Below are 23,932 nucleotides of genomic sequence, written 5' to 3'. Positions count from 1 at the left end.
GCGATGTCTGGACAGCCGGAGGTGGAGGTTGCGTTCCAGGCCGGTCCGGCGAGCCTGGCAGGCGCGCGAGCCCGCTTGCCCTCCCCTACGCGCGGCCTGCCGCCCGCCGAGATCGCCCGACTGCGCGGCGCGGCCGACGCCGTGGCGCTCCGCATCCGCCACCACGACAATACCGTCCACTCCGCCCGATCGCCCTCGAGCCGCGAGGCACGCGAAGCCTACGACGCGCTCGAACAGGCGAGAATCGAGACGGTTGGAAGCCGCCACATGGCGGGCGTGGCCGCGAACCTGCAGCAGAAGCTCGTCGAACAATGCGAGGCTGACGGTTACGACCGCATGACCCGCAAGGAGCAGTTGCCGCTCGGCGCGGCGCTCGCCCTGCTGGCGCGCGAGCGGATGTCGGGCGTCGCCTCCCCGGCTTCCGCCGACCGCGTACTCTCGCATTGGCGCGCGGCCATCGGACCGGAGGCCGAGGCGGCGCTGGCGGAGATGGCGCGGACGACCGACGACCAGACGGCGTTCACGCGTGCCGCGCGCAAGCTGCTGTCGGCCTACGACCTTGCCGAGGCAGAGGCCGAAGCCGAGCCGGACGATCAGCCGGAGGGCGGCGAGGATGCGCCGGAGCAAAGCCCGCAGCAGGACAGCTCCTCCGAGGGCGAGAGCCAGTCCCAGTCCGAAGCCGAGGCGAGCCTCAGCGCCGAGCCGCAGGACACCCAGGGCGATGCGGCGGAAGAGGACGCCGCCGAGGGCGAGGAAGAGGAAGCCGCCCAGGCCGAAGGTGACGAGCGGCCCGGCGGGCAGCAACCGGCAAAGGACCGCAGCGGCGACGAAAGCCAATATCGCGCGTATTCCAAGGCGTTCGACGAGGAAGTCGGCGCCGAGGCTCTCTGCGACCCTGAGGAACTCAGCCGTCTTCGCCAGCAGCTCGACCACCAGCTGCAACACCTTCAAGGCGTTGTCTCCAAGCTTGCCAACCGGCTGCAGCGCCGGCTGATGGCGCAGCAGACCCGCGCCTGGGACTTCGACCTCGAGGACGGGCTGCTCGATGTCAGCCGCCTCGCCCGCGTGGTGACGACGCCGACCGCCTCGCTATCCTACAAGCGCGAGCGCGAGACCGACTTCCGGGATACGGTGGTGACGCTGCTGATCGACAATTCGGGCAGCATGCGCGGCCGCCCGATCACGGTGGCGGCGATGTGCGGCGATATCCTGGCTCGCACGCTGGAGCGCTGCGCGGTGAAGGTCGAGGTGCTGGGCTTCACGACGCGCGCCTGGAAGGGCGGCCAGAGCCGTGAGCGCTGGGTTCAGGACGGGAAGCCGCGGAACCCGGGGCGGCTGAACGATCTTCGGCACATCATCTACAAGTCGGCCGACGCGCCGTGGCGGCGTGCCCGGCGCAATCTTGGGCTCATGCTGCGCGAGGGCCTGCTCAAGGAGAATATCGACGGTGAGGCGCTCGTCTGGGCCTACCGCCGCCTCCTCGCGCGGACTGAGCATCGGCGCATCCTGATGGTCATCAGCGACGGCGCCCCTGTCGACGATTCGACGCTGTCGGTCAATCCGGGCAACTACCTGGAGCGCCACCTGAGGCACGCCATCCAAGACATCGAGAGCCGCGGCCTGGTCGAACTGGTCGCGATCGGGATCGGGCACGACGTGACCCGCTACTATCGGCGCGCGGTCACGATCGTCGATGCCGAGGAACTGGGCGGCACGATGATGCGGCAGCTGACCTCGCTGTTCGACGAGACGGCCGATGGAGGCTGGGGTCAGGCCGCAATGGAGCGGGCGCCCGCAGTGGTGTGAGGCGGGCACCCGCTGCCCGGAGAGCCGGCCAAATCAAGCCTGCGGAGTGCCGCTCTCGACCGCGGCCTTGACCTCGTCCATCGCCTCCATGAAGCGGTGATGCACCAGATCGAGCGCCTCGGTGCTGGATTTCCGCAGCAGATCCTCGACTTCCTTCAGATCCGCGACGCTCTTCTCGTAAGCCTGCTTCATCAGCTCGGCCTGGCGCACCGCGCGCTCCTTGGCGTCGCCCGGTGCCGCCAGCAACTTCGCCGCTTCGGTCACATCCGTCACCTGCCGACGGATGACCTCGACCTGGCGCTGGGTGATCGCCTGCGCGCCCTCGAAAACGAGTTTGTTGGCCGCCGCCAGCGCTGCCAGGTTTCGCTTATGCGTTTCCATGAGAGATGCGATTTCCGGCACCGACGGCAGCTTCAGCGATGAAAAATACTTCGTCATATCGGTTGGGAATTTTGAAAGGTCGGACATTGAAGCCTCCTCAGCTTTGCTCTCGGGCAAATTTGCCGTTCTTGCTACCGGCGCCGCCTGTGGGGCGCCGCAGCCATATCGCGCCCGTCCCATGCCTCATGGCAAGCGCCCGGCCCGGATAACACGAAACTTTAAGACCGCTAGATGACCGGGTCGATCGGCGGAGCCTGCGGCGTCAGGGGAGCGGACGCGGCCGCGTCGTCCTCGGTCACGGGAGGATCGTCACCGATATAGTGCGCCAACTGCCCGGCGCGATCCAAAGCCTTGTCCAACGCCGTCATCGTCGCCGACAGATCGGCGCTCTCGTCTTCACGCCAGGCCCGCACCGACCAAAGCCAAACGCCCAGCAGTCCCTGTGCACGGAGGCCGCCGCGCAGACCGGAACCTGAGAGGCCGGCGCCTTCCAGCAGCCAGCCCATGCTCCGGGACGCCATCCCGCCGAGGAAAAGCCCAAGAACCGGGTCCAGGGCCGCTGCATCCAGCACGGCCAACACCCCGGCACGATGAGCCTGATGCACATCGAAGCGGCGCATGATCATGTCGAACAGGCGGTCCTTCACCGCGCCGACCGATGGCACGTCGGAGAGCGCGGCCTCATCGGCGATCGTACCGAAACGGGCAAGGACCGTCAGCTTCGTGGGGAAACGCTTGCGCACGCGTGCCAGGTCCAGACCCGCGTCACGGACCGCCTCGACAAGGCTCGTGCCCCGCCAGCCGCGTAATCCTGCCTCGGCAAGCACAGCCGTGACCACTGCCGCATCGAATTCAATGTCGGTCATAAAGATATCTTTATGTCTAAGGGCGAGCGCTCAAGGGAAACGGCATGCGCAGCCGTAGGCGTCGCACACCGCTCGGAGGGCAATGGTCAGGCCTCGCCGGCGCATTCAAGCATCGCGGCCGTCAACGCCTCATCCGGCGATTTGCCTCCGGTGAGGACGAACTGGAAAGCGGGAAAGAAACGCTCGCATTCCGTGATCGCGATATCGACCATATCCTCCAGGCTCTCCGAGGAGGCGCCGCGGGCACCGCGCAGCAGCACGGCATGACGGAACACGGGCATGCCGTCGTCGGCATCCATTCCGAAGTGGCCGATCCATAGGTGGGTGTTGGCCAGCGCCAGCAACTCGTAGAAGTCGGCGCGACGCTTCTCCGGCACCTTCATGTCGAAGGCGCAGGTGAAGTGCATCGCGGAGATTTCCTGCGACCAGTTGAAATAGAGGCCGTAGTCGGACCACTGACCCGGCGCCTCGGCGGCCATTTCCGCATCGTTGCGGCGCTCGAAGGCCCATTCGTTGGAGGAGATGATCTGCTCGATCACATCGAGCGGATTCGCTACATTGGCTTCAGCGGCGCTTGTTACGGCAGACATAGCTAAGGTCTCCTCGTTGCTGAGAGGAAGGCCGGACCGACGGCGAGACCGGTGACAAGACCCAACATAAGGCACCGCGACGGCACCCTGATTGGCGTCACGAATCGCCGCCTCCGACCGGACAGTAGGGGCCCGCAGCGGTCTACCGCAAGCGAAGCGTAGCCCCTCAAGGACTTACAGGCGTAACTGCCACGAAACTCTCATGCAACAGTTGGTGTCCCTGGGAATCCGTCATCGGGAAATTTCCCCGTGACGTCTGTCGGCGTCACGGGCGGCACGTCGCTCGGGAAAGCTGTCAGAGGATCGACCACCGGCGCCGGGGATGCCGGCCCCTTGGGCGGCAAGCCGAGCCTGGCTTCCAGGGCCTCGACCCGCAGCGTAAGCGCCGCGACCTTCGCCTCAGCGGCTTCCTGCCCTGCCCGCGCATTAGCGGCGAGTTCCTGGACCGCCGCCAGTTGCTCGCCACGCGCGATGTCGAGCTTCTGAATGACGGCCTCGACGCGCGCCGTGAACACGGCTTCGGCCTCGTCGCGAAGGCCGGTGAAGGCGGAGAAGGCGCCTTGCGCCACCCCTGCCAGATCGTCCATGAAGCGGCCGCGCTCCTTCATTCCGTCCTCCTGCCTTCCGCCTCGCCGGCGCGTTGCGTATAAGCCGCAAGCATGAACCCGATCTCCTCGGCCCTCCTGACGCCCAATACAAACGCCAGAGCGGGATGTCGTGCTGCAGCCTCTCCCGACACTAACAGAGTTGGCCGGTCGTGGGCAGTGGACATGGGGTCTCGGCTCGCCTGCACCAAGGCCCGGCCGCCGTCCCCATCGGGGCAGGACGCCGGCCGGTGAGGCGCTGACAGATGAAGCCGCTCGTCTTCCCCGACTTCAACCCGGTGCTGGTGAAACTCGGCCCCTTCGCCATCCACTGGTACGCCCTCGCCTATATCGCCGGGCTGGTGCTCGGCTGGCGGTTGATGCGGCGTGTCTCGCAATGGACGCCGACGGTCGCGACCCCGCTGCAGGTGGATGATTTCCTCTCCTGGGCGACGGTTGGCGTCGTTCTCGGCGGTCGCATCGGCTACGTGCTGTTCTACCAGCCCGGCGCGTTCTTCCGGCATCCGCTGGATATCATCGCGGTCTGGCAGGGCGGCATGAGCTTCCACGGCGGCATGCTGGGCGTCGCCATCGCCATCACCTGGTTCTGCCTGCGAAACCGGATCAACGTGCTCGCCTTCGCCGACCGCATCGCGGTCGTCGCGCCGATCGGCCTCGGCTTCGGCCGGATCGCCAACTTCATCAACGGCGAGCTGTGGGGCCGTGCGGCGCCGCCCGGCTGGCCCTTCGCCATGATCTATCCCCGCGTCGACATGACCCCACGTTTTCCGAGCGAGCTCTATGAGGCGTTCCTGGAAGGCCTGTGCCTGCTCATCGTGATGCTGGTGCTGGCACAATCCGGCCGGCGACGGGCCCATCCGGGGCTCCTCACCGGCTGGTTCCTCATCGGCTACGGCATCGCCCGCAGCATCGGCGAGTGCTTTCGCGAGCCGGACGCCTTCCTCGGCTTCCTGTGGTCCGGATTGACGATGGGGCAGCTGCTTTGCGTGCCGATGATCCTGGCCGGGATCGGCCTCGTCCTCTTCGCCCGCGCCAGCCGGCCGTTGCCGGTGCAGCCGGCTTGATCTCCGGCGCGCCCGAACGGCTCGACCACTTCATGGCGCGGGCAAACGCCGCCTACTACAGCCGCCAGAATCCCTTCGCCGACTTCACGACCGCGCCCGAGATCAGCCAGATCTTCGGCGAGATCATCGGCGCCTGGACGGCGGTGGTGTGGGAGAGCCTCGGCTGCCCCAACCCGGTGCTCCTGGCCGAGGCGGGTCCTGGCCGCGGCACCATGATGGCGGACGCCCGCCGCCTCACCGCCCGAGTGGCGCCCGCCTTCCACGCGGCGGCGCAGGTGCATCTCATCGAAACCTCGCCCCGGCTTCGCGCCGAGCAGTCCAGGCGGGTGCCCGACGCAGTCTGGCACGACGGGCTCGAGACGCTGCCGGATGGTTCCATGATCCTGGTCGCCAACGAATTTCTGGACGCCCTGCCGATCCGGCAATTTCGCCATGAAGGCGCGATTTGGCTGGAGCGGCATGTGGAGGATGGCGCCTTCGTCGAGCTGCCATGCCCGCCGCCGGCCGATCTGCCCGAGGACGAGGCGGCGCTCGAGGGCGTGCTCGAAGTCAACGAACCCGCCGAGGCCTTCGCGGAAGCGCTCGCCCAGCGCCTTGTGGCGCAGGGCGGCGTCGCGCTGATCCTCGACTACGGCACGCCCCAAAATCCCGGCGACAGCCTGCAGGCGATCCGTGCCCAGCGGCCCGCCGAGCCGCTGGCCCATGCAGGTGAGGCCGATCTCACCGCGCTCGTCGACTTTGGCGCCATCGCGCGCGCGGCGTCCCGGGCGGGCGCCGCAACTCAGGGACCGGTGCCGCAAGGCACCTTCCTCAGCAGGCTCGGCCTGTTCCAGCGCGTCGAGCGGTTGGCGCGCGGACGAACGCCGGAGGAGGCCGCGGCACTGATGACGGGCGCCCGACGACTCGCCGAGCCTCTGCAGATGGGTGGGCTGTTCAAAGCCATGGCCATCACCGCATCCTCCTGGCCGGAGCTACCGGGATTCGCCGCATGACCTTGCCTCGCTTGAGCATACCCTGCATCACCGACGCGGCCCTCGCCGTGCCGCATGGCTTCTTCACCCGCGCCGGCGGAGTTTCCACGGGGCCTTATGCGAGCCTCAACTGCAGCCTGTCCGGGGCGGATGACCGCGCGGCGGTGCTGGAGAACCGGGCACGCGTCGCGCACATGCTCGGCGTCGAACCGGGCCAGCTGGTCGGGCTGCATCAGGTTCATGGCAACATGGTCGCGACCGTGACCGAGCCCTGGGCCGCGGGCGAAGGCGCTCGCGCCGACGGGATGGTGACCGCCGTGCCAGGAATCGCCCTCGGCGTCGTGACCGCCGACTGCGCGCCCGTGCTGTTCGCGGACCGCGACGCCGGCGTGGTCGGCGCCGCCCATGCGGGCTGGCGCGGTGCGGTCGCCGGCATCCTCGAAGCGGTGGTGGCGGCGATGGTGCCGCTCGGTGCCGAACCAGCGCGGATCGCCGCCGTCATCGGCCCCTGCATCCGGCAAGCGTCCTATGAAGTGGCCGCCGACATGAGGGATGCGGTGCTCGCCCATAACCCTGAGGATGCGCGTTTCTTCCGGCAGGGCCAGCCTGACCGCTGGCAGTTCGATCTCGCCGGCTATTGTGCGGCGCGGCTGCGTGCGGCGGGGCTCGGCAGCGTCTCCGTGACGGAAGGCGATACAGCGGCCGAGCCTGAGCGCTTCTTCAGCCATCGCCGTCGCACCCTGGCCGGCGGCGGTCCCATCGGCCACCAGATCGCGGGGATCCGATGCGACGCATGACCAGCACGCTCCGGTTTGCCCTGCTCGGGCTCCCCCTCGTCGTGGCCGGCTGCGGCGACTTCCCCGAACCCATGCTGCATCATCCCGGCCGGATGGGGATGCTGCTCGCCCATCCGCCGCCGCAACGGCTGGTGGTGCCGGTGCCAGGGCGCGCGCTGCTGGATGACCAGTCGGCGGTCGCCTTCGCGCACGATCTTTCGAACGCCATGGTGGCTCAGACGGTGCCCGCCTTCGCGCAGAGGCCGCAGCGCGGCGATTGGGTGCTGAGCGTGAGCGCGGCGCTCAATGGCAGTACCGTTACGCCCTCCTATTCGATCATCGACCCGCGCGGGCATGTCCAGGGCAACATCACCGGCCTGCCGGTCCCGAGCCGCGCCTGGGCCGATGGGGACGCGACGGCGCTGAACGACGAGGCCGCGAATGCTGGACCCCAACTCGCGGCGCTGCTCTCGAACATCGACGCGGCGTTGAAGGAGAGCGACCCCAACAGCCTCTACAACAGGCCGCCGCGGCTCGAATTTTCCGGCCTCACCGGAGCTCCCGGCGACGGAGATGCTTCCCTCACGAAGGAGATGCGCCAGGACATCGCAAGCCTCGGCGTGATACTGGTGAACCAGCGGGATCAGGCGGATTACCTGATGAAGGCCCACGCGACGCTGACGACGACCGGTCCGGATACCCAGCACATCGAGATCGTCTGGACCATCGACACTCCGGACGGCAAGGAAGTCGGCAAGGTGACGCAACCGCATGACTTTCCGAAGGGATCGCTCGACACCTACTGGGGCGATGTGGCCGTGGTCGCGGCCAGCGCCGCCGCGGGCGGGGTGAAGGAGGTCATCGACAACAATATCGGCAAGACGAGCACCACGCCTCCGTCCCCCGCCGGCCAAACGTCATGAAGCGATGGCTTGACATCCGAGCCAGGATTTCACTCGGCCATACGGGTGCGTGGACACATGGCGGGTCGGTTGCTAGAAGCCCGGCGCGTGAAGCCACCCCCGCGCTTCGGACGGAACCCGCCGCATGAAGATAGTTGCCTGCAACAGCAACCGCCCGCTCGCGGAGGCGGTGGCCGCCGCGCTGAACCTGCCCCTCACCCGCGCCTCGGTCCGGCGTTTCGCCGATATGGAAATCTTCGTCGAGATCCACGAGAACGTCCGCGGCGAGGACGTGTTCGTGGTGCAGTCCACCTCCTACCCCGCCAACGACAACCTGATGGAACTGCTGATCACGCTGGATGCGCTCCGCCGCGCCTCCGCCCGGCGCATCACCGCGGTGATCCCCTACTTCGGCTACGCCCGCCAGGATCGCAAATCCGGCTCGCGCACGCCGATCAGCGCCAAGCTGGTCGCGAACCTCATCACCGAGGCCGGAGCCAACCGCGTGCTGACCATGGATCTGCACGCCGGCCAAATCCAGGGCTTCTTCGATATCCCCGTCGACAACCTCTACGCCGCGCCGCTGTTCGCGCGCGACGTGCAGGAGCGTTACGCCGGCCGCGACCTGATGATCGTCTCCCCCGATGTCGGCGGCGTGCTGCGCGCCCGCGCGCTCGCCAAGCGGCTGGATGTCGACCTCGCCATCATCGACAAGCGGCGCGAGCGGGCCGGCGTCTCAGAGGTCATGAACGTGATCGGCGATGTCGAGGGGCGGGACTGCATCCTGGTCGACGACATCGTCGATAGCGGCGGCACGCTCTGCAACGCCGCGGCCGCGTTGATCAAGGACGGCGCGCGGTCGGCGAGCGTCTACACGACGCACGGCGTCCTCTCGGGCGGGGCGGTGGCGCGCATCTCCTCTTCGCCCATCGAGATGATGACGATCACAGACTCCATCCTGGCGACCGAGGCGGTGCGGCTGGCGAGCAACGTCCGCCAGACGACAATCGCGCCCCTGCTGGCGGAAGCAATGCGCCGGATCTCCGACGAAAGCTCCGTAAGCTCGCTCTTCGATTGAGGTTGACGATGGATCTTCTGACGCCCACGGCCTTCTGGTTCATCCGTCACGGCGAGACGGACTGGAATGCCCGGAACCTGTCGCAGGGCGACATCGACATTCCTCTGAACGCAACCGGGCGGGCGCAGGCTCAGTCTGCGGCCGCGCTGATGCAGGGGCACAAGCTGGCGACCATCGTATCCTCCAGCCTGTCGCGTGCCCTCGATACGGCGCGCGCGGTGTCCGAGGTCACCGGCATCCCGGTCGATACCGATGACGGGCTGCGGGAGACGAAGTTCGGCGAGCAGGAAGGCAAGCCGATGGGCGACTGGTACGACGACTGGATCGCCGGGACATACACGCCCGAGCGGGGCGAGACCTTCGCGGGTCTGCGCGACCGGGCTGTGGCGGCGATCAACCGGGCGCTCACGAGGCCGGCGCCGGTTCTGGTGGTCGCTCATGGCGGGCTGTTCCGCGCGGTGCGGTCGGCGATGGGACTGGTGCCGAACCTCAGGACGCCGAATGCCGTGCCGATCTACTGCGAGCCGCCGCGCGCCGCGGGTGAACCCTGGACGCTCGAACCCGTGGTGGGGCCAGCGACCGTCTGAACCGGACGCGGCCCGGCACGGCTACAGGGGTTGACGACGCGACTACCCGGGCCGAGTGATCCGGTAGAGGCCCACGTCGAGCGCGCCGGCGCGGAAGCCGGCCTCGCAATACGCCAGATAGTAGTCCCATTTGCGCCCGAACATCTCGTCGAGACCGCCCTGCCTTAGCTGCGGCCAAGCCGCGTGGAACCGCCGCCGCCACTCGGCCAGCGTCCGCGCGTAGCTCGCCCCGAAGGGTTCGAACGTCTCCAGAACCAGTCCGGCCTTCGCGACCTGCTCGCGCATGATCGTCACTGTCGGCAGCATCCCGCCCGGGAAGACGTAAAGCTGGATGAAATCGGGCGTCCGCAGATAGGCCTCGAACTTCTTTTCGGCGATCGAGATCACCTGCAGCACCGCCACGCCCCCGGGCTTGAGACAGTCCCTCAGCCGCCGGAAATAGACTGGCCAGTAGTCCTGCCCCACGGCCTCCAGCATCTCGATCGAAACCACCCGGTCGTAGCGGCCGCCCACGTCACGGTAATCCTGCAGGCGCAGATCGGCCCGGCCCGCTGCCACCGGCCGCGCCAGCCGCTCCCGCGCGAAGGACAACTGCGCCGGCGACAGCGTGAGACCGGTGACCACGCAACCAGCCTCCTCGACGAGCCGCTGTGCCAAGCCGCCCCAGCCGCAACCGATCTCGAGAACGCGCTCCCCGCCCGAGAGCGCCAGCATCTCCATGATCCGGTTCTGCTTCTCGGTCTGCGCCGCCTCCAGGCTTTGTTCCTCCGCACGATAGACGCCGGAGGAGTAGCTCATCCCCTCATCCAGCCAGCTTCGGTAGAAATCGTTGCCGAGATCATAATGGGAGACGATGTTGCGCCGGCTGCCCCGCCTGGTGTTGACATGACGACGATGGCGCAGCCGGTTGAGCAAGCGCAGCATGGGTAAGCCGGTCACGGCATCACCCAAGGGTTCCTGATTGAGGGCAGCGAGTTCGATGAGAGCCGGTAGATCGGGACTGCTCCACTGCCCGTCCATATACGATTCCGCAAAGCCAACGTCACCGCCGAGCGCCAGTTGACGCAGCATCGTCCAGCTGTGAAGCACCAGCATTGCCTCAGGCCCGCCGACCCGGCCGCGAGCTTCGATTTCGTCACCCGACGGCAGACGAACCGTGAGCCGGCCGACGACGATACGCTTCAACAACTTGGTCAGGATGAAGCGGCCGACCAGCGCTCCGGGTGCCAGCAGAGGCTGAGCGGAGGCGACAACGCTGGACATGTTCAGCCTGCAACGATCGTGATGGGATCAGCGGGAGGCGCCGGTTTGGCATGGAGCCCGATCTTCTTGCGCCACAGTTTCAGTGCCTCCCAATGGATGCCGCCAAGGACCTTCAGGCCGAGCCAGGGTGCGGCGAGGAAGGCGCGCAACAAGGCGCCGTCCGTCAGGGCCACGCGACGGCCAGAGAGGCTGGCGGTAATCAGGCGCCCCTGCTCGCCCAGGCCATCGATGACGACGGAAACGCGCGGCCCCGGCGGCACGACGCGGAACCGGTATTCCATGTCCATCGGCATGAACGGGGAGACGTAGAAGACCTTGCGGCAGGATTGACGGATCATCTTAGTGCCGCCTGGTGCCGCGAGAAGGTAGCTGTGGCGCTCGCCGAAAGTATTGCGAACCTCGTAGAGCGTCGCCACCAGGCTGCCATCGGCGGCGTAGCAGAAGAAGACGCTCAGCGGATTGAAGGCATGGCCGAGGATGCGCGGCATCGCAAGCAGACGGATCGGGCCATCCGCCACAATGCCCGCGCCCATGCATTGGGCGACCACCCAGTCTCGCAGGCCGGTGCTTAAGCGAGGCCCGAAGTCACTCTGCCGGATGCTGAAGAGGTTGAAGCGGTCGACGGAGAGCAGCCTCAGCCGGCGGGACAAGGCCGGCAGCTCGTCGAGATCGATCAGCAGCGATACGATGCGGTAGCGGAGCCGGTGGCCCGTGGGCTTGAAGCGCTGATGGACGACGACCCCTCGATAGAGAGCCGAGTGTAGCGGTTGCCGGCCCATGATGGCATTCATGCCGAGATGGGCGCAGGCACGGCGGCATCAGGCAGATAGATGCGGCCGGACTCCGCCGGAACGGTCCAGGGCCTGCGAACGCCACCCAAGGCCTCAGCGACGGCGAGACCCGCCTGCAACCCATCCTCATGAAACCCGGAGCCGAACCAGGCTCCGCAGAACCATGTGCGCCGGACACCCTGAAGGCGCCAAAGCTTTCGTTGCGCGCTCATCGCGCGGGCGTCGAACCGCGGATGCGCGTAACACTCGGAGTGAAGCAAAGTGCCTGGCGCCGGCGGCCGTGGCGGATTAAGCGTCACGAAATACTGCGTGTCGCCCGGGATCGACTGCAGGCGGTTCATCCAATAGCTGCAGAACGACCTTGGACCTCCCGCTTCGGATTGCTCGATGAAATTCCAGCTCGACCAGGCCCGCCGGCGGCGCGGCATGAGGCTGGCATCCGTATGGAGCACCGCGAAGTTGCGGTTCGTGCCGAAAGCGCCCAGCAGAGCGCTTTCCTCGGCGTCCGCATCCCCCAGCATGGCCAGCGCCTGATGCGCATGAACCGCAATCACCACGTGATCATGCACGGCCGACTGGCCCATGACATCGACCAGCCGAACATGGTTGCCGTCGCGCCCTATGGCGGCGATCTTCCGCCCGAGATGCAGCGGCCCCGACAATCCATCCAGAAGCCGGCTGACATAGCGGCGGGACCCGCCGGTCACGGTGCGCCAGACCGGACGGTCTGCAATCTGCAATAAGCCGTGGTTGGCGCAAAAGCGCACGAAGGCCGCGGCGGGATAATCACGGACAGCCGCCGTCGGTGTCGACCAGATGGCGGCGGCCATCGGCAGGATGTGGTCGCGCTGAAAGGCGACGCCGTAATTCCGGCGGCCGAGATAGGCGCCGAGGCTGAGCGCTTCGGCTTCCATGAGCGCCACATCCCGCGGCGCCTCGCGGTAGAAACGCAACAGATCGCGCAGCATGGACCACAAGCGCGGACGAACGAGGTTGAGGCGCTGGGCGAACAGTCCGCTCAAATTCGTGCCGGCATACTCAAACCCGCCGTCATCCATGGAGGCCGTGAAGGACATCTCGGAGGCGGTCGTCTCGACACCGAGATGCCGAAACAATGCCGTCAGGTTGGGATAGGTGTTTTCGTTGTAGACGATAAAGCCTGTATCGATGCCGAGGAGCCCGTCCGCAGTATTGACCGCAACCGTGTTGCTGTGGCCGCCCGGCCGCTCCTCCGCCTCGTAGAGCGTCACGCGGTGGCGCTGGCTCAATAGCCAGGCACATGACAACCCCGCTATCCCCGACCCGACGACCGCGACATCCAGCTGAGGCGTAACTAAGTCCATTCCAATCCTTCGACACGTGATAGGAGTCGCCGTGGGTTACGAAAGCGGTTCGGATCTGGATGCAGACGGCTGGCCCGTGCCACTGTCCCCCATCAGTCTTCGTCTCACGGTCGTTATATTTCTATGAGCACAGACAATTTTGGAGGCGGCAAGACCCTGACGCGAGACAGCGCGCAAAATTCGCCCTATGTTTCGACCGAGAGGCCGCATGTGGCGCTCGGACGACGCACCCTGTCATCGGCCGGACTAGGCGCGCTCAGTCTGCTGGCCACAGCCTGCTCGCCACTGGGACTGCTCAACGGGCTGGCGCCGAAACGGCTTTCGGCCAGGAACATTCCGTATGGCGCAGGTCCGCGCCGCAAACTCGACGTCTACGCACCGGACAGCGCGCGGGGTCCCGCACCGGTGGTCGTGTTCCTCTATGGCGGCAGCTGGGATAGCGGTTCCAAAGACGACTACCGCTTCGTCGGCGGAGCGCTGGCAGCGGCCGGCTTCGTGACCGTCATACCCGACTACCGGCTCTACCCCGAGGTCGTCTTTCCCGCATTCCTGGAGGATTGCGCCACGGCCGTCGCCTGGGCTTGCGCGCACTCCGCGGACTACGGCGGCGGCAACAGCGTCGTTCTCATGGGACATTCCGCCGGGGCCTACAACGCGGCGATGCTGGCGCTCGACCCCTCGTATCTCGCGCAGGCCGGAGCCCGTCATCCCCTGGCAGGCACGGTCGGCATTGCCGGGCCCTATGATTTCCTTCCCGTGCAGTCGGCGGAACTCAAGGCGATCTTCGGCCAGCCCCCGACGCCGCCCGCGACCCAGCCGATCGATCATGTCGATGGACGGAACGCGCCGATGCTGCTGCTGGCGGGTGCGACGGACACGACCGTGCTGCCGCAGAACACGGTGCGTCTTGCCGCCCGCATCCGTGCCGCGGGCGGCCCCGTGCAAAGCCGCATCTATCCAGGCATCGACCACAAGGAGATCATCGGCGCGATGGGCGTGCCGTTCCGCTTTCTCTGTCCGACCTACCGAAACTGTATTCAGTTTGTGTCGGATCACGCATCCACGGGCGCGCAGGCAGCGTAAAGGCTCTAATGACCTTTCTCCTGATTGCAGTCCTGATCGCCGCCAGCCTGCTTATGATGGGGGCGTGGCGGGTGCAGCAAAGCTCCGGCAACAGCACCTGGATAGATGTGGCCTGGACGTTCGGGACCGGCGTCGCGGGCGTCGTTCTGGCGCTCTATCCGCTCCACCCGGGCGACTTCTCGACGCGGCAGATTATGGTCGCCCTCATCGTCGCGGTCTGGTCGCTGCGTCTTGGCACGCACATCACGCGCCGCGCGCTCCACGGCCGCGACGACCCCCGCTATGCCAAGCTCCGCGAGAGCTGGGGCGCGAGCTACGCCTGGAAGATGCCGACTTTCCTGCAGTTGCAGGCGCTCAGCGTCTTCATGCTCGGTTGCTTCATCATGCTGGCGGCGCGGAACCCGGCGCCCGGCTTCGGCGCACTCGACATCATCGGCGCTGTCGTCGCCGTTGTCTCGGTGGGAGGCGAGGCGCTGTCGGACGAGCAGGTTCACCGTTTCGCCAGCAACCCGGCGAACAAGGGCGGCATCTGCGAGGCGGGGCTGTGGGGCTGGTCGCGCCACCCGAACTATTTCTTCGAATGGCTGATCTGGGTCGCCTACGCATTGTTCGCGGTGGCGGGCCTCGGCTCGGGGGCAAGCTGGGGCTGGGGTTGGATTGCCTGGCTCGGCCCCGCCATCATGTATGGCGTTCTGGTCCACGCCTCCGGCATTCCGCCGACGGAGGAGCACATGCTGCAGTCTCGCGGTGACGCCTTTCGCGACTATCAGCGCCGGGTGAGCAAGTTCCTGCCGATGCCGCCGAAAGCGCCTCAAGCGATGCGGGCATCGTGAGCCGCCTCGCGATGATCGCGACGGTCACGGCCGAGCGCTGGCCGCTACCCGACGTGCTGTTGCGCGCCGGGATCGCGCGCATGGTCGGGCGGACGCGACGCCGGCTGGCCGCCGAGCGCCATCCCGACCCTGGCTTCGCCGCCGACATGACAGCCTTCCCGATCGCCCAGCATACCGATGCCGCCAATGCACAGCACTACGAGGTGCCGGCGGCCTTCTTCGGCAACGTTCTAGGCCCGCAGCTCAAATACTCCTGCTGTCTCTACGAGACCGGGGAGGAGCGGCTCGCGGATGCCGAACGGCTTGCGCTGGCCGAGACCGCCAGCCATGCCGGCCTTGCCGACGGTCAGGACGTGCTGGAACTCGGCTGCGGCTGGGGGTCGCTGACGCTGTTCATGGCCGCGCGTTACCCAGCCTCGCGCATCACGGCGGTCTCCAATTCCGCCTCGCAGCGGGCGTTCATCGAGGCACAGGCGCGGCAGCGTAGATTGGCCAACGTCCGCGTCATCACCGCCGACATGAACGATTTCCAGGCGGAGGGGCTGTACGACAGGATCGTCTCGGTGGAGATGTTCGAGCATATGGCGAACTGGCGCCCGCTGCTGGCGAGGATGCGCGGCTGGCTGCGAACCGACGGCCTCGCGTTGATCCATATCTTCACGCATCGCCTGGCGCCGTACCGGTTCGAAGCCGGCGACGCCACGGACTGGATCGCGCAGCACTTCTTCACCGGCGGCATCATGCCGAGCCGCGGACTGCTCTATCAGTTCCCCGACCTCTTCACGGTGGCCCAGGAGTGGAACTGGTCAGGCACGCACTACCGCCGGACCGCCGAGGATTGGCTCCGGAACTTCGATCGCAACCGAGCCACGATCCGCGAGGTTCTGAGGCCCGTCTACGGCCGCGATGCCCGGATATGGGAGCGACGCTGGCGGCTGTTCTTCCTTGCGACCGCCGAACTGTTCGGCCACTGCGGTGGTGAGGAATGGGGTGTGACGCACTACCGGCTGAAGCCGACCTGGTCATGACGCGAAGGCGGGCACTGAATTACCAGTGCGCGTGGGACACCAGGCCGAACAACAACAGCAGGACGAGGCTGATAAAGAGCGCGATCACGATCGCCCCAGGCCTTGCTCCCGCCCCGCTCCGCGCCCCGAAGGGCCTGGCCCGATCCGCCATCGCCGTCTCCTGACCGTCAGCCTGCCGGGATGATGCGTGGGAAGCGCGCCATCGCCTCCAGATCATCCAGCTTCATGTGGTTTCGAATGTAGAGCTGGCTCGCGTCCCGCAGCGGCTGGAAGTCCCATGCCGTCTGCCGTCCTTGCGCCAGAGCCCGATTGACCAGCCGGCGCCGCTTCTGGCTCGCCAGCACATCGGCATGCAGCCGACCGAGATCCCACCGCGCCGCCACCTCCGCCTGCATCGCGAGGACGCGCGCATCCTCGGGCGTCCGCGCCGCGATGTTCGAAAGTTCGTCGGGATCGATCGAAAGATCGTAGAGCTGATCTGGATCGCCGGGGCAATGGATGAACTTCAGGACGCCGCGCCGGATCATGACCATCGGCGCCGCCACGCCTTCGGCACAATACTCGCCGAAGACGCCGCCCGCGTCGTCCTGGCCCTCGCAGTAGGGCAACAGGCTGCGGCCGTCATGGTCTGTCGCGTCGTCAGGCTTCCCCGCGCAGCCTCCAATCGCCGCCAGCGTCGGCAGAATATCCACGAGCGACACCGGGGCTGCCACGCGGCGGGCGCTGAAACGCCGAGGCGCGTGCACGATCAACGGTATGCGCGCCGCCCCTTCGTGGAAGCTCATCTTGAACCACAGACCGCGCTCGCCGAGCATCTCGCCATGATCGGCAAGCACCGCGACCACCGTGTCGTCCGCAAGACCGGCCTCACCCAGCGCTCCGAGCAGAGCACCGACGTGATCGTCGAAGTAGGCGATGGCCGCGTAATAGGCGTGCCGGGCGGCGCGGATGTTCTCGTCCGTCACCGGCTGCAGATCCTGCCCGCAGACGTGGCGCAGCCGCGCTGCATGCGGGTCATCCGCCGAAACGTCCGGCGACACCCGCGGCATGTCGATCTCCGCATCCGCGTAGCGCGACCAGTAGGGGTCCGCCATGGTGAAGGGATCATGCGGATGCGTCATCGACACGACCATGCAGAAGGGGCGGTCGTCGCTGTCGCGCGCGATGTCGTAGATTTTCTGGCGAGCGGCGAACCCGACCTCCTCGTCGAAATCCATCTGGTTGGTGCGCACGCAACGACCGGCGAGCGTCACGCTGTCCATGTTGTGGAACCAATCGAGCCGCTCGTCCGGGCGGGTCCAGTCCGGGGTCCAGCCGAAGTCGGCGGGGTAGATGTCGGTCGTCAAACGCTCCTCGAAGCCGTGCAGCTGGTCCGGGCCGCAGAAGTGCATCTTGCCGGCGAGGATGGTGCGGTAGCCCGCCGCCCGCAGGTAGTGAGCGAAGGTCGGCGACTGCGACGGGAACTCGACCGCGTTGTCGTAAGCGCCGGTGGAGGACGGCAGCCGGCCGGTCATCAGCACCGCGCGGGATGGCGCGCACAGCGGGCTGTTGCAATAGGCGGCGTCGAAGACCACGCCCTCCCGCGCCAGCCGGTCGAGGTGCGGCGTCCGGGCGACGAGATTGCCGTACGCCGGCAGGGCGGCAGCCGTCAGCTGGTCGGCCATCAGGATCAGAATGTTTGGCCTGCTGTTCACGAGTCCCGCCATCGAGTTAGCGTCTCATTAGTGGCGGTTCGTGGCAAAAGCGTGAAGCAGTTCTCTTCTTATGTTGCTATCATTGCAGCTTATGGCACGCCAACGCGCCCTGCCCCCGCTTCCCAGCCTGCTCGCCTTTGAAGCGGCGGCGCGGCTGCTTAACTTCAGCCATGCGGCGGCGCTGCTTGGCATGACGCAGTCCTCTGTCAGCCAGCATGTGACGGCGGTGGAGCAAAACATCGGCCAGCCACTGTTCCGGCGCCAGCACCGGGGTGTGACGCTGACGGAGGCCGGCGTGCTGCTGTACGCAGCAGTCGGCCAGGGGCTCGACACCATCGAGGCGGCGCTGGCCGAGTTGAGGCGCGAACCCCGCGGGCCCGCGCTGAGCATCGCGACCGATTTCGGCTTCGCGTCGTTCTGGCTCATGCCGCGGCTCGAGGCACTGGGGAGGGCGCTGCCGGGCGTCGAGGTCCGCATCGTCACCAGCCAGAACACATCCCAGCAGGCGCAAATCGACTGCGACGTCACCATCATCTTCGGCGCCCCCGGTCCTGGCGCCACCCGCCTTCTCGCGGAGAAGGTGGTGCCGGTTTGCAGCCCGGCGTTCCTCGCCCGCCACCAGACGGCGGATGGCACGGTCGACTGGTCCCGCCTGCCGCTGCTGGATCTGGAGGGGCCGGAGCCGTCCCGCTGGCTGCGCTGGCGGGACTGGTTCGAGGCCCGCGGGTTGCCGCCACGCCGCCGGCGGGAGACGATGGTGCATCTCAACACCTATCCGCTGGTGGTAGAGGCCGCGATGCTCGGCCAGGGCGCGGCGCTGGGCTGGCAGCCGCTGCTCGACCGCCACCTCGCATCGGGCGCACTGGTGGCGATGGCCGAGGAGCCCGTGGTGACCGAGCGAGGCTACGCGCTGCTCGAGCCGCTATCTTCCGCCGGCAATCCAGCGGTCCCGCTGTTCCGGCGCTGGCTGCTCGCGGCATGCTCAGCGTAGCCGCGACAACTTCGGCCGTACTGGCCCCGCTCGAACGGGGGGGGGGCGACCCGATTACCTCACTCAGTTACACGTCGCTTGAGAGCCTGGCCGCCGGGCGCACACGCCGCGCGATCGTGTCCGCGAGCCACAGCAGCCCGCCTTTCCAGAAGCCATGCAAGCGGGCCTGGTAGCTTCGATACAGCAGAGCGTGCCCCAGTTGGGCGACGCGTCCCTGAATGAAGCCCCCGTCGAAGAAGCCAAACCTGCCCAACGAGCCAAAGGCGTCATAGCCGCCGAGCGACACGAGCGATCCAAAGTCGTGATAGCGAAAGGCGGGCGCGGACCTGCCTGCGATGAGCGCCGGAAGATGCTTGCAGAGGTAGAGCGCCTGCTCGTGCGCAGCTTGCGCCGTTGTCGGCAACGGCCGGTCGCGCCCGGGAAGAACAGGGCTTGCACAATCTCCTAGCGCGAAAATGCGCGGATCGTTCTTGGCCGCCAAAGTCGGCCCGACGACGAGCTGACCGGATCGCGTGCGCTCGAGCCCATCAAAGGCATCGAGAAACGCCGGCGCCTTTACACCGGCCGCCCAGACCTTGAGTTCGGCGGCAACGGCGCCTCCGTCCGCGAGCTGGAAGCCGCTCGCGTCAACCGACGCGACCCTTGCATCGGTGCGTATCTCGACGCCGAGTTGCGCGAGCTTCACACGGACAGCATCCGCGACGCGCTCGGGAAACGGGGACAGTATCCGGCTGCCCGACTCGATCAGGACCACTTTCAGTCGGCTGGACGCGCCGGATACGCCGAATTGCTCCGCTATCTGAGCGACCTGAACCAGCTCCGCAGAAAGCTCGACGCCTGTTGCCCCTCCGCCGACGATGCCGACAGTGAATGGACGCTGCGAAACTGCCGCCTTCACCAGGCAGACGCGAAGCCGGTCGTTGAATGCAATCGCTTCAGACCGCGAATCGATTGATGCGCAATGTTCGGCGACACCTGGAGTGCCGAAGTCGTTGGCGCGGCTCCCAACCGCCAGCACGAGCGTATCATAGGAGATCGACCTCGCCGGCACGACTTCCTCGTCTCCGGCCCGGAGCGGGGCGACCCTGACCTCCCGCCGTTCGCGATCGATACCGATCGCCTCTCCCGGCTCGTAATTGAAGCGCCTGCTTCGCGCCTGTGCCGCGAATGCGGTTTCTTGGGCGCTCGCCTCGGACGTCCCCGCCGCGATCGTGTGAAGCATCGGCTTCCATACGTAGGCCGTCTCACGATCGAGCAACGTCACGCGAAGCCGCCGGTCGCCGGCTCGCTTGCTCGCAAGGTGGCTCGCGACGTCCAGCCCGGCGACGCCGCCACCGACGACGACGAGCCTGTGGTCCTCAGTCATCAGTGTCTCTCCGGATGGGCATACGGTCGCAGGCAGCCCTCGGCCGCAAGCCGCGGACGGCATGAAAAGTGGGAGGCGCCATCGCTCGGCGGCCGCACGGCACGCGGCAACCGGCGCCGATGCGAAGGTAGTTACCTTATCAATGCCGCTGTGGCTCCTAGACAAGCCGAAGCGCGATCAACTCCTGCCGGCAGCACCGCGCGAAGTCGCCAATGGCGTTGAGGCTCCGCTCCTCCAGCCGTTGCCGGACTTCCTCCCGGGTAAGGCGCGGTCCCAGGTGAAGATCGATGATGAACTTGACGGCACGCTCCGCGCTATCGACCACCTCGGGCGTTGCGAGGAGAATGATCCGCCCGCGCAGGCCGGTGATCGTTACCAGCTTCGCATACGAGAGCCCCTCGTCACCCAGAACGAAGCTGTAGAGAAGGGCGAGTTCCTCGGCGAATCTGCCGTAGAGTTCCTCTCGTCTGGCTCTCTCGGCCGCGAGACGTGCCGATTTGACCTGCGCGCTGTGGGTGAGCCAGGAGGTGCCGAATGTCGTTACCCTCCGATGATCGCTCCCGCCAAGGCAGACACCGTGGAGAGGTAGGCAAGGTTCATCTCGCAGTCTCCATGGCAGAGGCCGCGCAGGACGGGCGGCGCATCGCGCGGCGAGGTATGCCAGATGAACGGCCTTCTCACCAAGCGACGGTTCGGCCGAGATAATCAAGATACTCCAGCCCGGGCCTGCCCTTTTTCGCGAGGAGGACATCGACGAGACTAGGCACGCTCTCCTCGATGCTGAGGCGTCCATCCGGGCCGCCCATCTCGGTGCGGACCCAGCCGGGAGCCATCAGCACCATGGCCCTGGGGTCCCCGGAGTGCCGTGCGGCAAAGCTTCGCATGAACGTGTTGAGAGCCGCCTTGCTGCCACGGTAGACCTCGCGCAGGCCAGTTTCATTGTTGGCGACGCTGCCCTGGCCGGACGACATCATGCCGATCAGGCCCGTTTCAGGCACATATTGCTCCAGGCTCTCGAGAACGCGCATCGGGCTCAGCGAGTTCGTCACCATCACCCGGACGAACTCCTCTGTCGTCACATCTGCGATCGTCTCAGCCGGGTTGTTCGTCACGCCGGCATTGATGAACAGCATGTCGAAGGCGCGCCCCGCCAGACGGTCGCGCAACGACGCCACCTGATCCGGCTCGCAGATGTCGACGACCTCGATTTCGAGACGGCCGACGAACTCATCAGCCAGATCGTGCAGCTTGGTGCGGGCGCCTCCTCGCACGGTGCCGACGACATTCCAGCCTTTTTTGAGGAACTCGGCGGCCATCGCGTGGCCGAGGCCGCGAGATGCGCCGATGATGAGGACAGTCGCGGGGGATCCGCTTGTCATTGCTCTGGGCATGGGTCGACGCCTTTCCTTGGGGCCGGAATGACCGCATAGAGGCGCAACCGGAGCCCAAGCGCCAGACGCATCGGCAGCGAAGTCTGGCCTGGAGAGTTTCGAGCTTCCACTTCCGATACCGGAGTTGAGGATCTCGGCGATGTGGCATCCTCGGAAGGATGCGGATCCGGCGCATCGCTGGCTGCGCGACAGCGTGATGGCGGTGCGTAGATCCGCCTATCCGCAGCATTAAAGGAAGCCGTTGAGCGCGATTTCCCGTCTCGCGCTTCAGCCTTTCAGCCTGGCGATCCGGATGTCCGTCTTGCTGAAGTCGTCGCCCTTGAACAGAAGCGCGGCATCGTTGGCCTTGGCGCAGGCATAAGCAAAACAGTCGCCCATGTTGAGCCCCGCCGGGTGTCGCCCCTTGCCAAACTGCGCGTAAGCTTCAAGCGCGAGGTCATGTTCTCCCGCCCCGATCGTCACCATCTGCAATCCGAACAGCGCGCGCAGTCCATCGAGCCGATCACGGGCGGATGCGACCGAGAAGATGTAGCTTCGGCAGAGGCCCGCAGCGGCTTCCCAAAGCACAATCGCGGAACAGAGGCGGTTCCGATCGGTTTCCAGAGTGTCCGCAAGGACGAGACTGTCCGCCTCGCCCGCCGCAATAGAGACCAAGGCGGAGGCATCGACGAAGATCATCAGAGGTCGCCGGAAAGCTCGTCAAAGAACGCTTTATCGGTCACCTGCCCGGTTGCGGGCGGCAAAGGATGCTCTCGCCAGAAGGCCTCAAGCCGCTCGCGCAGCGGTATGGTCTCCCTCAGACGGTCAAGCTCGGCTTGAACCGCCTGCCGAACGGCATCCTGCTTCGTGATGCCGCGCTGCTTGGCCAGCCTATCGACCAAAGCCGCCGTGGCGTCATCCTTGATGTATAGCGGCATGGCTCCACCTGGATATCCGAATATCGCTTCAGGATATCCGGAAATCTTTCGCTGTGCAATCTCGCCGGCTACGCGACCGCCCGGCAAGCGGCGACCAGAGCCGCCGCCTTGCGCGAGACGATTTCCGGCGTATCGCCGGGCTTGTAGATCGACGAGCCAATTCCGTAGCCGGCCGCGCCCGCCTCGTGCCAGATACGGATGTTGTCCGGCGCGATGCCGCCCACCGGGATCACCATCGTCCCCGGCGGGAAGATCGCCCGCATGCCCCGCAGGGCGGCCGGGTTGGATCCCTCGGCCGGGAACAGCTTGATACAGTCGGCTCCGGCGCGAAGAAGGCTGAAAGCCTCGGCGGGGGTGAAGAACCCGGGCGCTGCGAACATGTTCAGCCGCTTGGCGGTCTGCACGATTTCGGGGTCGGCGTGCGGCGTCACGATCAGGCGGCCGCCGACGCCGGCTATCTCCTCCACCTGCGCCGGCGTCATCACCGTGCCGGCGCCGATCAGCAGACGGTCGCCGAAATTCTGGGCGAGCAGTCGGATGCTCTCCATCGGGTTCGGGGAATTCAGCGGCACCTCGACGATGGCGACGCCCTCCGCCTCCAGCGCCGCGCAGATCGGGATCACCTCATCCGGCCGCACGCCGCGAAGGATCGCGATCAGGGGGGAACGTTCAAGCCATTGCTTCATGACGGATCAACTTCGATTGGAGAGCATCAGTTCCAGCGCACTTCGCCAGCGATGCGGGCGAGGCCCGATGGGGCCGCCTCGCCTGCCGCAATCCTCGCCACGCCGCCACATACCTCGATCGCATCGGCATACAGCGCGCAGAGCTTGGGATCGCCGATCAGAACCACCTGGGCAATTCCCGGCGTCGCGGCCAGCGCCGACCGGACCTCATGCCCGAGCAGCAGCCCGGAGAGATAGGACGCCGAACTCGTCTCCGAAAGACGGCCGAACAGGCCCAGTGTGCGCACGCCGAACAGATGGCGCAGCAATCCGCCGGGATCGGCGCTGCGGGCGAGGCCACGACGCAGCGCCTCGGGGTCCGCCGGCGCGTCGGCCTTCATCATGCGGCCAAGAATGGTGTGGCCGCTGAAGGCCGCGAAGGCCTCGCCGGTCATGAAGGTCGAGAAGCCCGTGATGCGGCCGGCCTCCACGCGCACCCACTTCGAGTGGCTGCCGGGCATGCAGGCGACACCGCCCTCCCCAAACTCGGCCAGCGCGCCGATGATCTGCGTTTCCTCGCCGCGCATGACCTCCGGCACGCCCGCCGCGTCCTCGGCGGTGACGCCGGGCACCAGCCGCACCTCCGCGATGTCGAAGGGCACCGGGATGGTGGCGCCGGCGAGGTCGGCCGCCCCGGCCGGACAAGGCAGGTAGGGCGCCTCGATCCAGCCCTGGCGGCTGCCGATCATGCCCGACAGCAGCACATGCCGCTCGCCCGCATTGACCCACGGCAGGATCGCCCGTCGCAGCACATCGGCGAAGCGTCCGTTCTCGACGAACATGATCCCTGTCGGCGAATGGGTCCTGTCGATGACCCGTCCATCCGCCGTCATGCGATAGGCGCGGAAGCTGCTCGTGCCCCAATCCACGCCGATCATGAG

The 23,932-nt window shown here is 66.8% G+C and carries 27 protein-coding genes; 11 read left to right on the top strand and 16 right to left on the bottom strand.

Annotation, left to right across the window (positions count from 1 at the left end; genetic code table 11):
- Positions 1–3 precede the first annotated feature (3 nt).
- Positions 4–1,806, top strand: coding sequence for a cobaltochelatase subunit CobT (cobT, locus tag ACOEQ1_RS04545; protein WP_419758639.1), 1,803 nt, complete (start codon positions 4–6; stop codon positions 1,804–1,806).
- Between the two features lie 33 nt (positions 1,807–1,839).
- Here cobT and ACOEQ1_RS04540 read toward each other — a convergent pair whose 3' ends face one another.
- The 4 genes from ACOEQ1_RS04540 to ACOEQ1_RS04525 form a co-directional block, all read right to left on the bottom strand.
- On the bottom strand, positions 1,840–2,274 hold the full coding sequence (locus ACOEQ1_RS04540; RefSeq protein ID WP_419758029.1) for a phasin family protein: 435 nt from the start codon (positions 2,272–2,274) through the stop codon (positions 1,840–1,842).
- 140 nt (positions 2,275–2,414) lie between these two features.
- Positions 2,415–3,053 carry a TetR family transcriptional regulator gene (locus tag ACOEQ1_RS04535; protein WP_419758028.1) on the bottom strand — a complete coding sequence of 213 codons (639 nt, stop codon included), beginning with the start codon at positions 3,051–3,053 and terminating at the stop codon, positions 2,415–2,417.
- An 86-nt stretch (positions 3,054–3,139) separates the two neighbouring features.
- Entirely contained in the window at positions 3,140–3,643 is a 504-nt protein-coding gene (locus tag ACOEQ1_RS04530) for a YbjN domain-containing protein (RefSeq protein ID WP_419758027.1), read from the bottom strand.
- 200 nt (positions 3,644–3,843) lie between these two features.
- Positions 3,844–4,251 carry an accessory factor UbiK family protein gene (locus tag ACOEQ1_RS04525; RefSeq protein WP_419758026.1) on the bottom strand — a complete coding sequence of 136 codons (408 nt, stop codon included), beginning with the start codon at positions 4,249–4,251 and terminating at the stop codon, positions 3,844–3,846.
- A gap of 242 nt (positions 4,252–4,493) precedes the next feature.
- On the opposite strand from ACOEQ1_RS04525, the gene lgt reads away from it, so the two are divergent.
- The 6 genes from lgt to ACOEQ1_RS04495 all read left to right on the top strand — a co-directional run bounded on the left by lgt (position 4,494) and on the right by ACOEQ1_RS04495 (position 9,626).
- Positions 4,494–5,312, top strand: coding sequence for a prolipoprotein diacylglyceryl transferase (lgt, locus tag ACOEQ1_RS04520; protein ID WP_419758025.1), 819 nt, complete (start codon positions 4,494–4,496; stop codon positions 5,310–5,312).
- A complete protein-coding gene (locus ACOEQ1_RS04515; protein WP_419758638.1) occupies positions 5,312–6,304 on the top strand; it encodes a class I SAM-dependent methyltransferase in 993 nt (330 codons plus the stop codon). Before lgt ends, ACOEQ1_RS04515 begins: the two co-directional genes overlap by 1 nt.
- Entirely contained in the window at positions 6,301–7,080 is a 780-nt protein-coding gene (gene pgeF / locus ACOEQ1_RS04510) for a peptidoglycan editing factor PgeF (RefSeq protein WP_419758024.1), read from the top strand. The genes ACOEQ1_RS04515 and pgeF overlap by 4 nt, the downstream gene beginning before the upstream one ends.
- Positions 7,077–7,982 carry a hypothetical protein gene (locus ACOEQ1_RS04505; protein WP_419758023.1) on the top strand — a complete coding sequence of 302 codons (906 nt, stop codon included), beginning with the start codon at positions 7,077–7,079 and terminating at the stop codon, positions 7,980–7,982. The genes pgeF and ACOEQ1_RS04505 overlap by 4 nt, the downstream gene beginning before the upstream one ends.
- Positions 7,983–8,106: 124 nt before the next feature.
- The gene (locus tag ACOEQ1_RS04500; protein WP_419758022.1) at positions 8,107–9,039 is read left to right on the top strand and encodes a ribose-phosphate pyrophosphokinase; all 933 of its coding nucleotides are present in this window, start codon (positions 8,107–8,109) and stop codon (positions 9,037–9,039) included.
- Positions 9,040–9,047: 8 nt separating this feature from the next.
- Positions 9,048–9,626, top strand: a complete 579-nt coding sequence (locus ACOEQ1_RS04495; RefSeq protein WP_419758021.1) for a histidine phosphatase family protein — start codon at positions 9,048–9,050, stop codon at positions 9,624–9,626.
- 42 nt (positions 9,627–9,668) lie between these two features.
- Here ACOEQ1_RS04495 and ACOEQ1_RS04490 read toward each other — a convergent pair whose 3' ends face one another.
- From ACOEQ1_RS04490 to ACOEQ1_RS04480, 3 genes are read right to left on the bottom strand one after another with little or no spacing between them, the layout of a single operon-like run.
- On the bottom strand, positions 9,669–10,889 hold the full coding sequence (locus tag ACOEQ1_RS04490) for a class I SAM-dependent methyltransferase (protein WP_419758020.1): 1,221 nt from the start codon (positions 10,887–10,889) through the stop codon (positions 9,669–9,671).
- Between the two features lie 2 nt (positions 10,890–10,891).
- Positions 10,892–11,668: a DUF1365 domain-containing protein gene (locus ACOEQ1_RS04485; protein WP_419758019.1), complete on the bottom strand. Its 777-nt coding sequence runs from the start codon at positions 11,666–11,668 to the stop codon at positions 10,892–10,894.
- 8 nt (positions 11,669–11,676) lie between these two features.
- Positions 11,677–13,023 (bottom strand): NAD(P)/FAD-dependent oxidoreductase, encoded by a 1,347-nt coding sequence (locus tag ACOEQ1_RS04480; protein ID WP_419758018.1) that lies wholly within the window; start codon positions 13,021–13,023, stop codon positions 11,677–11,679.
- 123 nt (positions 13,024–13,146) lie between these two features.
- On the opposite strand from ACOEQ1_RS04480, the gene ACOEQ1_RS04475 reads away from it, so the two are divergent.
- The 3 genes from ACOEQ1_RS04475 to ACOEQ1_RS04465 are packed head-to-tail and all read left to right on the top strand — an operon-like array spanning position 13,147 to position 15,967.
- The gene (locus tag ACOEQ1_RS04475; RefSeq protein ID WP_419758017.1) at positions 13,147–14,106 is read left to right on the top strand and encodes an alpha/beta hydrolase; all 960 of its coding nucleotides are present in this window, start codon (positions 13,147–13,149) and stop codon (positions 14,104–14,106) included.
- 8 nt (positions 14,107–14,114) lie between these two features.
- Positions 14,115–14,939 (top strand): DUF1295 domain-containing protein, encoded by an 825-nt coding sequence (locus ACOEQ1_RS04470; protein WP_419758016.1) that lies wholly within the window; start codon positions 14,115–14,117, stop codon positions 14,937–14,939.
- Complete coding sequence (locus ACOEQ1_RS04465; protein WP_419758015.1) at positions 14,936–15,967, top strand: SAM-dependent methyltransferase; 1,032 nt, start codon at positions 14,936–14,938, stop codon at positions 15,965–15,967. Before ACOEQ1_RS04470 ends, ACOEQ1_RS04465 begins: the two co-directional genes overlap by 4 nt.
- A gap of 19 nt (positions 15,968–15,986) precedes the next feature.
- On the opposite strand, the gene ACOEQ1_RS04460 is transcribed toward ACOEQ1_RS04465, so the two are convergent.
- Together ACOEQ1_RS04460 and betC are read right to left on the bottom strand one after the other, a co-directional pair.
- A complete protein-coding gene (locus ACOEQ1_RS04460; protein WP_419758014.1) occupies positions 15,987–16,118 on the bottom strand; it encodes a hypothetical protein in 132 nt (43 codons plus the stop codon).
- A gap of 16 nt (positions 16,119–16,134) precedes the next feature.
- Complete coding sequence (gene betC / locus ACOEQ1_RS04455; RefSeq protein ID WP_419758013.1) at positions 16,135–17,673, bottom strand: choline-sulfatase; 1,539 nt, start codon at positions 17,671–17,673, stop codon at positions 16,135–16,137.
- Positions 17,674–17,752: 79 nt separating this feature from the next.
- Here betC and ACOEQ1_RS04450 point away from each other — a divergent pair, with 79 nt between their 5' ends.
- A complete protein-coding gene (locus ACOEQ1_RS04450; protein WP_419758012.1) occupies positions 17,753–18,652 on the top strand; it encodes a LysR substrate-binding domain-containing protein in 900 nt (299 codons plus the stop codon).
- A 67-nt stretch (positions 18,653–18,719) separates the two neighbouring features.
- On the opposite strand, the gene ACOEQ1_RS04445 is transcribed toward ACOEQ1_RS04450, so the two are convergent.
- The 7 genes from ACOEQ1_RS04445 to ACOEQ1_RS04415 all read right to left on the bottom strand — a co-directional run bounded on the left by ACOEQ1_RS04445 (position 18,720) and on the right by ACOEQ1_RS04415 (position 23,929).
- Positions 18,720–20,018 carry an NAD(P)/FAD-dependent oxidoreductase gene (locus tag ACOEQ1_RS04445; protein ID WP_419758011.1) on the bottom strand — a complete coding sequence of 433 codons (1,299 nt, stop codon included), beginning with the start codon at positions 20,016–20,018 and terminating at the stop codon, positions 18,720–18,722.
- A gap of 157 nt (positions 20,019–20,175) precedes the next feature.
- Positions 20,176–20,727 (bottom strand): hypothetical protein, encoded by a 552-nt coding sequence (locus ACOEQ1_RS04440; protein ID WP_419758010.1) that lies wholly within the window; start codon positions 20,725–20,727, stop codon positions 20,176–20,178.
- A complete protein-coding gene (locus tag ACOEQ1_RS04435; protein ID WP_419758009.1) occupies positions 20,696–21,397 on the bottom strand; it encodes an SDR family NAD(P)-dependent oxidoreductase in 702 nt (233 codons plus the stop codon). The genes ACOEQ1_RS04440 and ACOEQ1_RS04435 overlap by 32 nt, the downstream gene beginning before the upstream one ends.
- A 279-nt stretch (positions 21,398–21,676) precedes the next feature.
- Positions 21,677–22,087: a type II toxin-antitoxin system VapC family toxin gene (locus ACOEQ1_RS04430; RefSeq protein ID WP_419758008.1), complete on the bottom strand. Its 411-nt coding sequence runs from the start codon at positions 22,085–22,087 to the stop codon at positions 21,677–21,679.
- Complete coding sequence (locus ACOEQ1_RS04425) at positions 22,087–22,326, bottom strand: type II toxin-antitoxin system VapB family antitoxin (RefSeq protein ID WP_419758007.1); 240 nt, start codon at positions 22,324–22,326, stop codon at positions 22,087–22,089. The genes ACOEQ1_RS04430 and ACOEQ1_RS04425 overlap by 1 nt, the downstream gene beginning before the upstream one ends.
- 68 nt (positions 22,327–22,394) lie before the next feature.
- Complete coding sequence (locus tag ACOEQ1_RS04420) at positions 22,395–23,012, bottom strand: 2-dehydro-3-deoxy-6-phosphogalactonate aldolase (RefSeq protein WP_419758006.1); 618 nt, start codon at positions 23,010–23,012, stop codon at positions 22,395–22,397.
- 26 nt (positions 23,013–23,038) lie between these two features.
- A complete protein-coding gene (locus tag ACOEQ1_RS04415; protein WP_419758005.1) occupies positions 23,039–23,929 on the bottom strand; it encodes a 2-dehydro-3-deoxygalactonokinase in 891 nt (296 codons plus the stop codon).
- Positions 23,930–23,932 lie beyond the last annotated feature (3 nt).

It is taken from the genome of Acidisoma sp. (genome assembly GCF_965199065.1).
Classification (GTDB): Bacteria; Pseudomonadota; Alphaproteobacteria; order Acetobacterales; family Acetobacteraceae; genus Acidisoma.
The sequence above is the reverse complement of the archived record's forward strand: the minus strand, read 5'-3'. Positions and strand labels throughout refer to the sequence as shown.

Coding starts and splice junctions, on each gene's coding strand:
- cobT (WP_419758639.1), top strand. CDS start 4: ATGTCTGGACAGCCGGAGGTGGAGGTTGCGTTCCAGGCCGGTCCGGCG.
- ACOEQ1_RS04540 (WP_419758029.1), bottom strand. CDS start 2,274: ATGTCCGACCTTTCAAAATTCCCAACCGATATGACGAAGTATTTTTCA.
- ACOEQ1_RS04535 (WP_419758028.1), bottom strand. CDS start 3,053: ATGACCGACATTGAATTCGATGCGGCAGTGGTCACGGCTGTGCTTGCC.
- ACOEQ1_RS04530 (WP_419758027.1), bottom strand. CDS start 3,643: ATGTCTGCCGTAACAAGCGCCGCTGAAGCCAATGTAGCGAATCCGCTC.
- ACOEQ1_RS04525 (WP_419758026.1), bottom strand. CDS start 4,251: ATGAAGGAGCGCGGCCGCTTCATGGACGATCTGGCAGGGGTGGCGCAA.
- lgt (WP_419758025.1), top strand. CDS start 4,494: ATGAAGCCGCTCGTCTTCCCCGACTTCAACCCGGTGCTGGTGAAACTC.
- pgeF (WP_419758024.1), top strand. CDS start 6,301: ATGACCTTGCCTCGCTTGAGCATACCCTGCATCACCGACGCGGCCCTC.
- ACOEQ1_RS04505 (WP_419758023.1), top strand. CDS start 7,077: ATGACCAGCACGCTCCGGTTTGCCCTGCTCGGGCTCCCCCTCGTCGTG.
- ACOEQ1_RS04500 (WP_419758022.1), top strand. CDS start 8,107: ATGAAGATAGTTGCCTGCAACAGCAACCGCCCGCTCGCGGAGGCGGTG.
- ACOEQ1_RS04495 (WP_419758021.1), top strand. CDS start 9,048: ATGGATCTTCTGACGCCCACGGCCTTCTGGTTCATCCGTCACGGCGAG.
- ACOEQ1_RS04490 (WP_419758020.1), bottom strand. CDS start 10,889: ATGTCCAGCGTTGTCGCCTCCGCTCAGCCTCTGCTGGCACCCGGAGCG.
- ACOEQ1_RS04485 (WP_419758019.1), bottom strand. CDS start 11,668: ATGGGCCGGCAACCGCTACACTCGGCTCTCTATCGAGGGGTCGTCGTC.
- ACOEQ1_RS04480 (WP_419758018.1), bottom strand. CDS start 13,023: ATGGACTTAGTTACGCCTCAGCTGGATGTCGCGGTCGTCGGGTCGGGG.
- ACOEQ1_RS04475 (WP_419758017.1), top strand. CDS start 13,147: ATGAGCACAGACAATTTTGGAGGCGGCAAGACCCTGACGCGAGACAGC.
- ACOEQ1_RS04470 (WP_419758016.1), top strand. CDS start 14,115: ATGACCTTTCTCCTGATTGCAGTCCTGATCGCCGCCAGCCTGCTTATG.
- ACOEQ1_RS04460 (WP_419758014.1), bottom strand. CDS start 16,118: ATGGCGGATCGGGCCAGGCCCTTCGGGGCGCGGAGCGGGGCGGGAGCA.
- betC (WP_419758013.1), bottom strand. CDS start 17,673: ATGGCGGGACTCGTGAACAGCAGGCCAAACATTCTGATCCTGATGGCC.
- ACOEQ1_RS04450 (WP_419758012.1), top strand. CDS start 17,753: ATGGCACGCCAACGCGCCCTGCCCCCGCTTCCCAGCCTGCTCGCCTTT.
- ACOEQ1_RS04445 (WP_419758011.1), bottom strand. CDS start 20,018: ATGACTGAGGACCACAGGCTCGTCGTCGTCGGTGGCGGCGTCGCCGGG.
- ACOEQ1_RS04435 (WP_419758009.1), bottom strand. CDS start 21,397: ATGACAAGCGGATCCCCCGCGACTGTCCTCATCATCGGCGCATCTCGC.
- ACOEQ1_RS04430 (WP_419758008.1), bottom strand. CDS start 22,087: ATGATCTTCGTCGATGCCTCCGCCTTGGTCTCTATTGCGGCGGGCGAG.
- ACOEQ1_RS04425 (WP_419758007.1), bottom strand. CDS start 22,326: ATGCCGCTATACATCAAGGATGACGCCACGGCGGCTTTGGTCGATAGG.
- ACOEQ1_RS04420 (WP_419758006.1), bottom strand. CDS start 23,012: ATGAAGCAATGGCTTGAACGTTCCCCCCTGATCGCGATCCTTCGCGGC.
- ACOEQ1_RS04415 (WP_419758005.1), bottom strand. CDS start 23,929: ATGATCGGCGTGGATTGGGGCACGAGCAGCTTCCGCGCCTATCGCATG.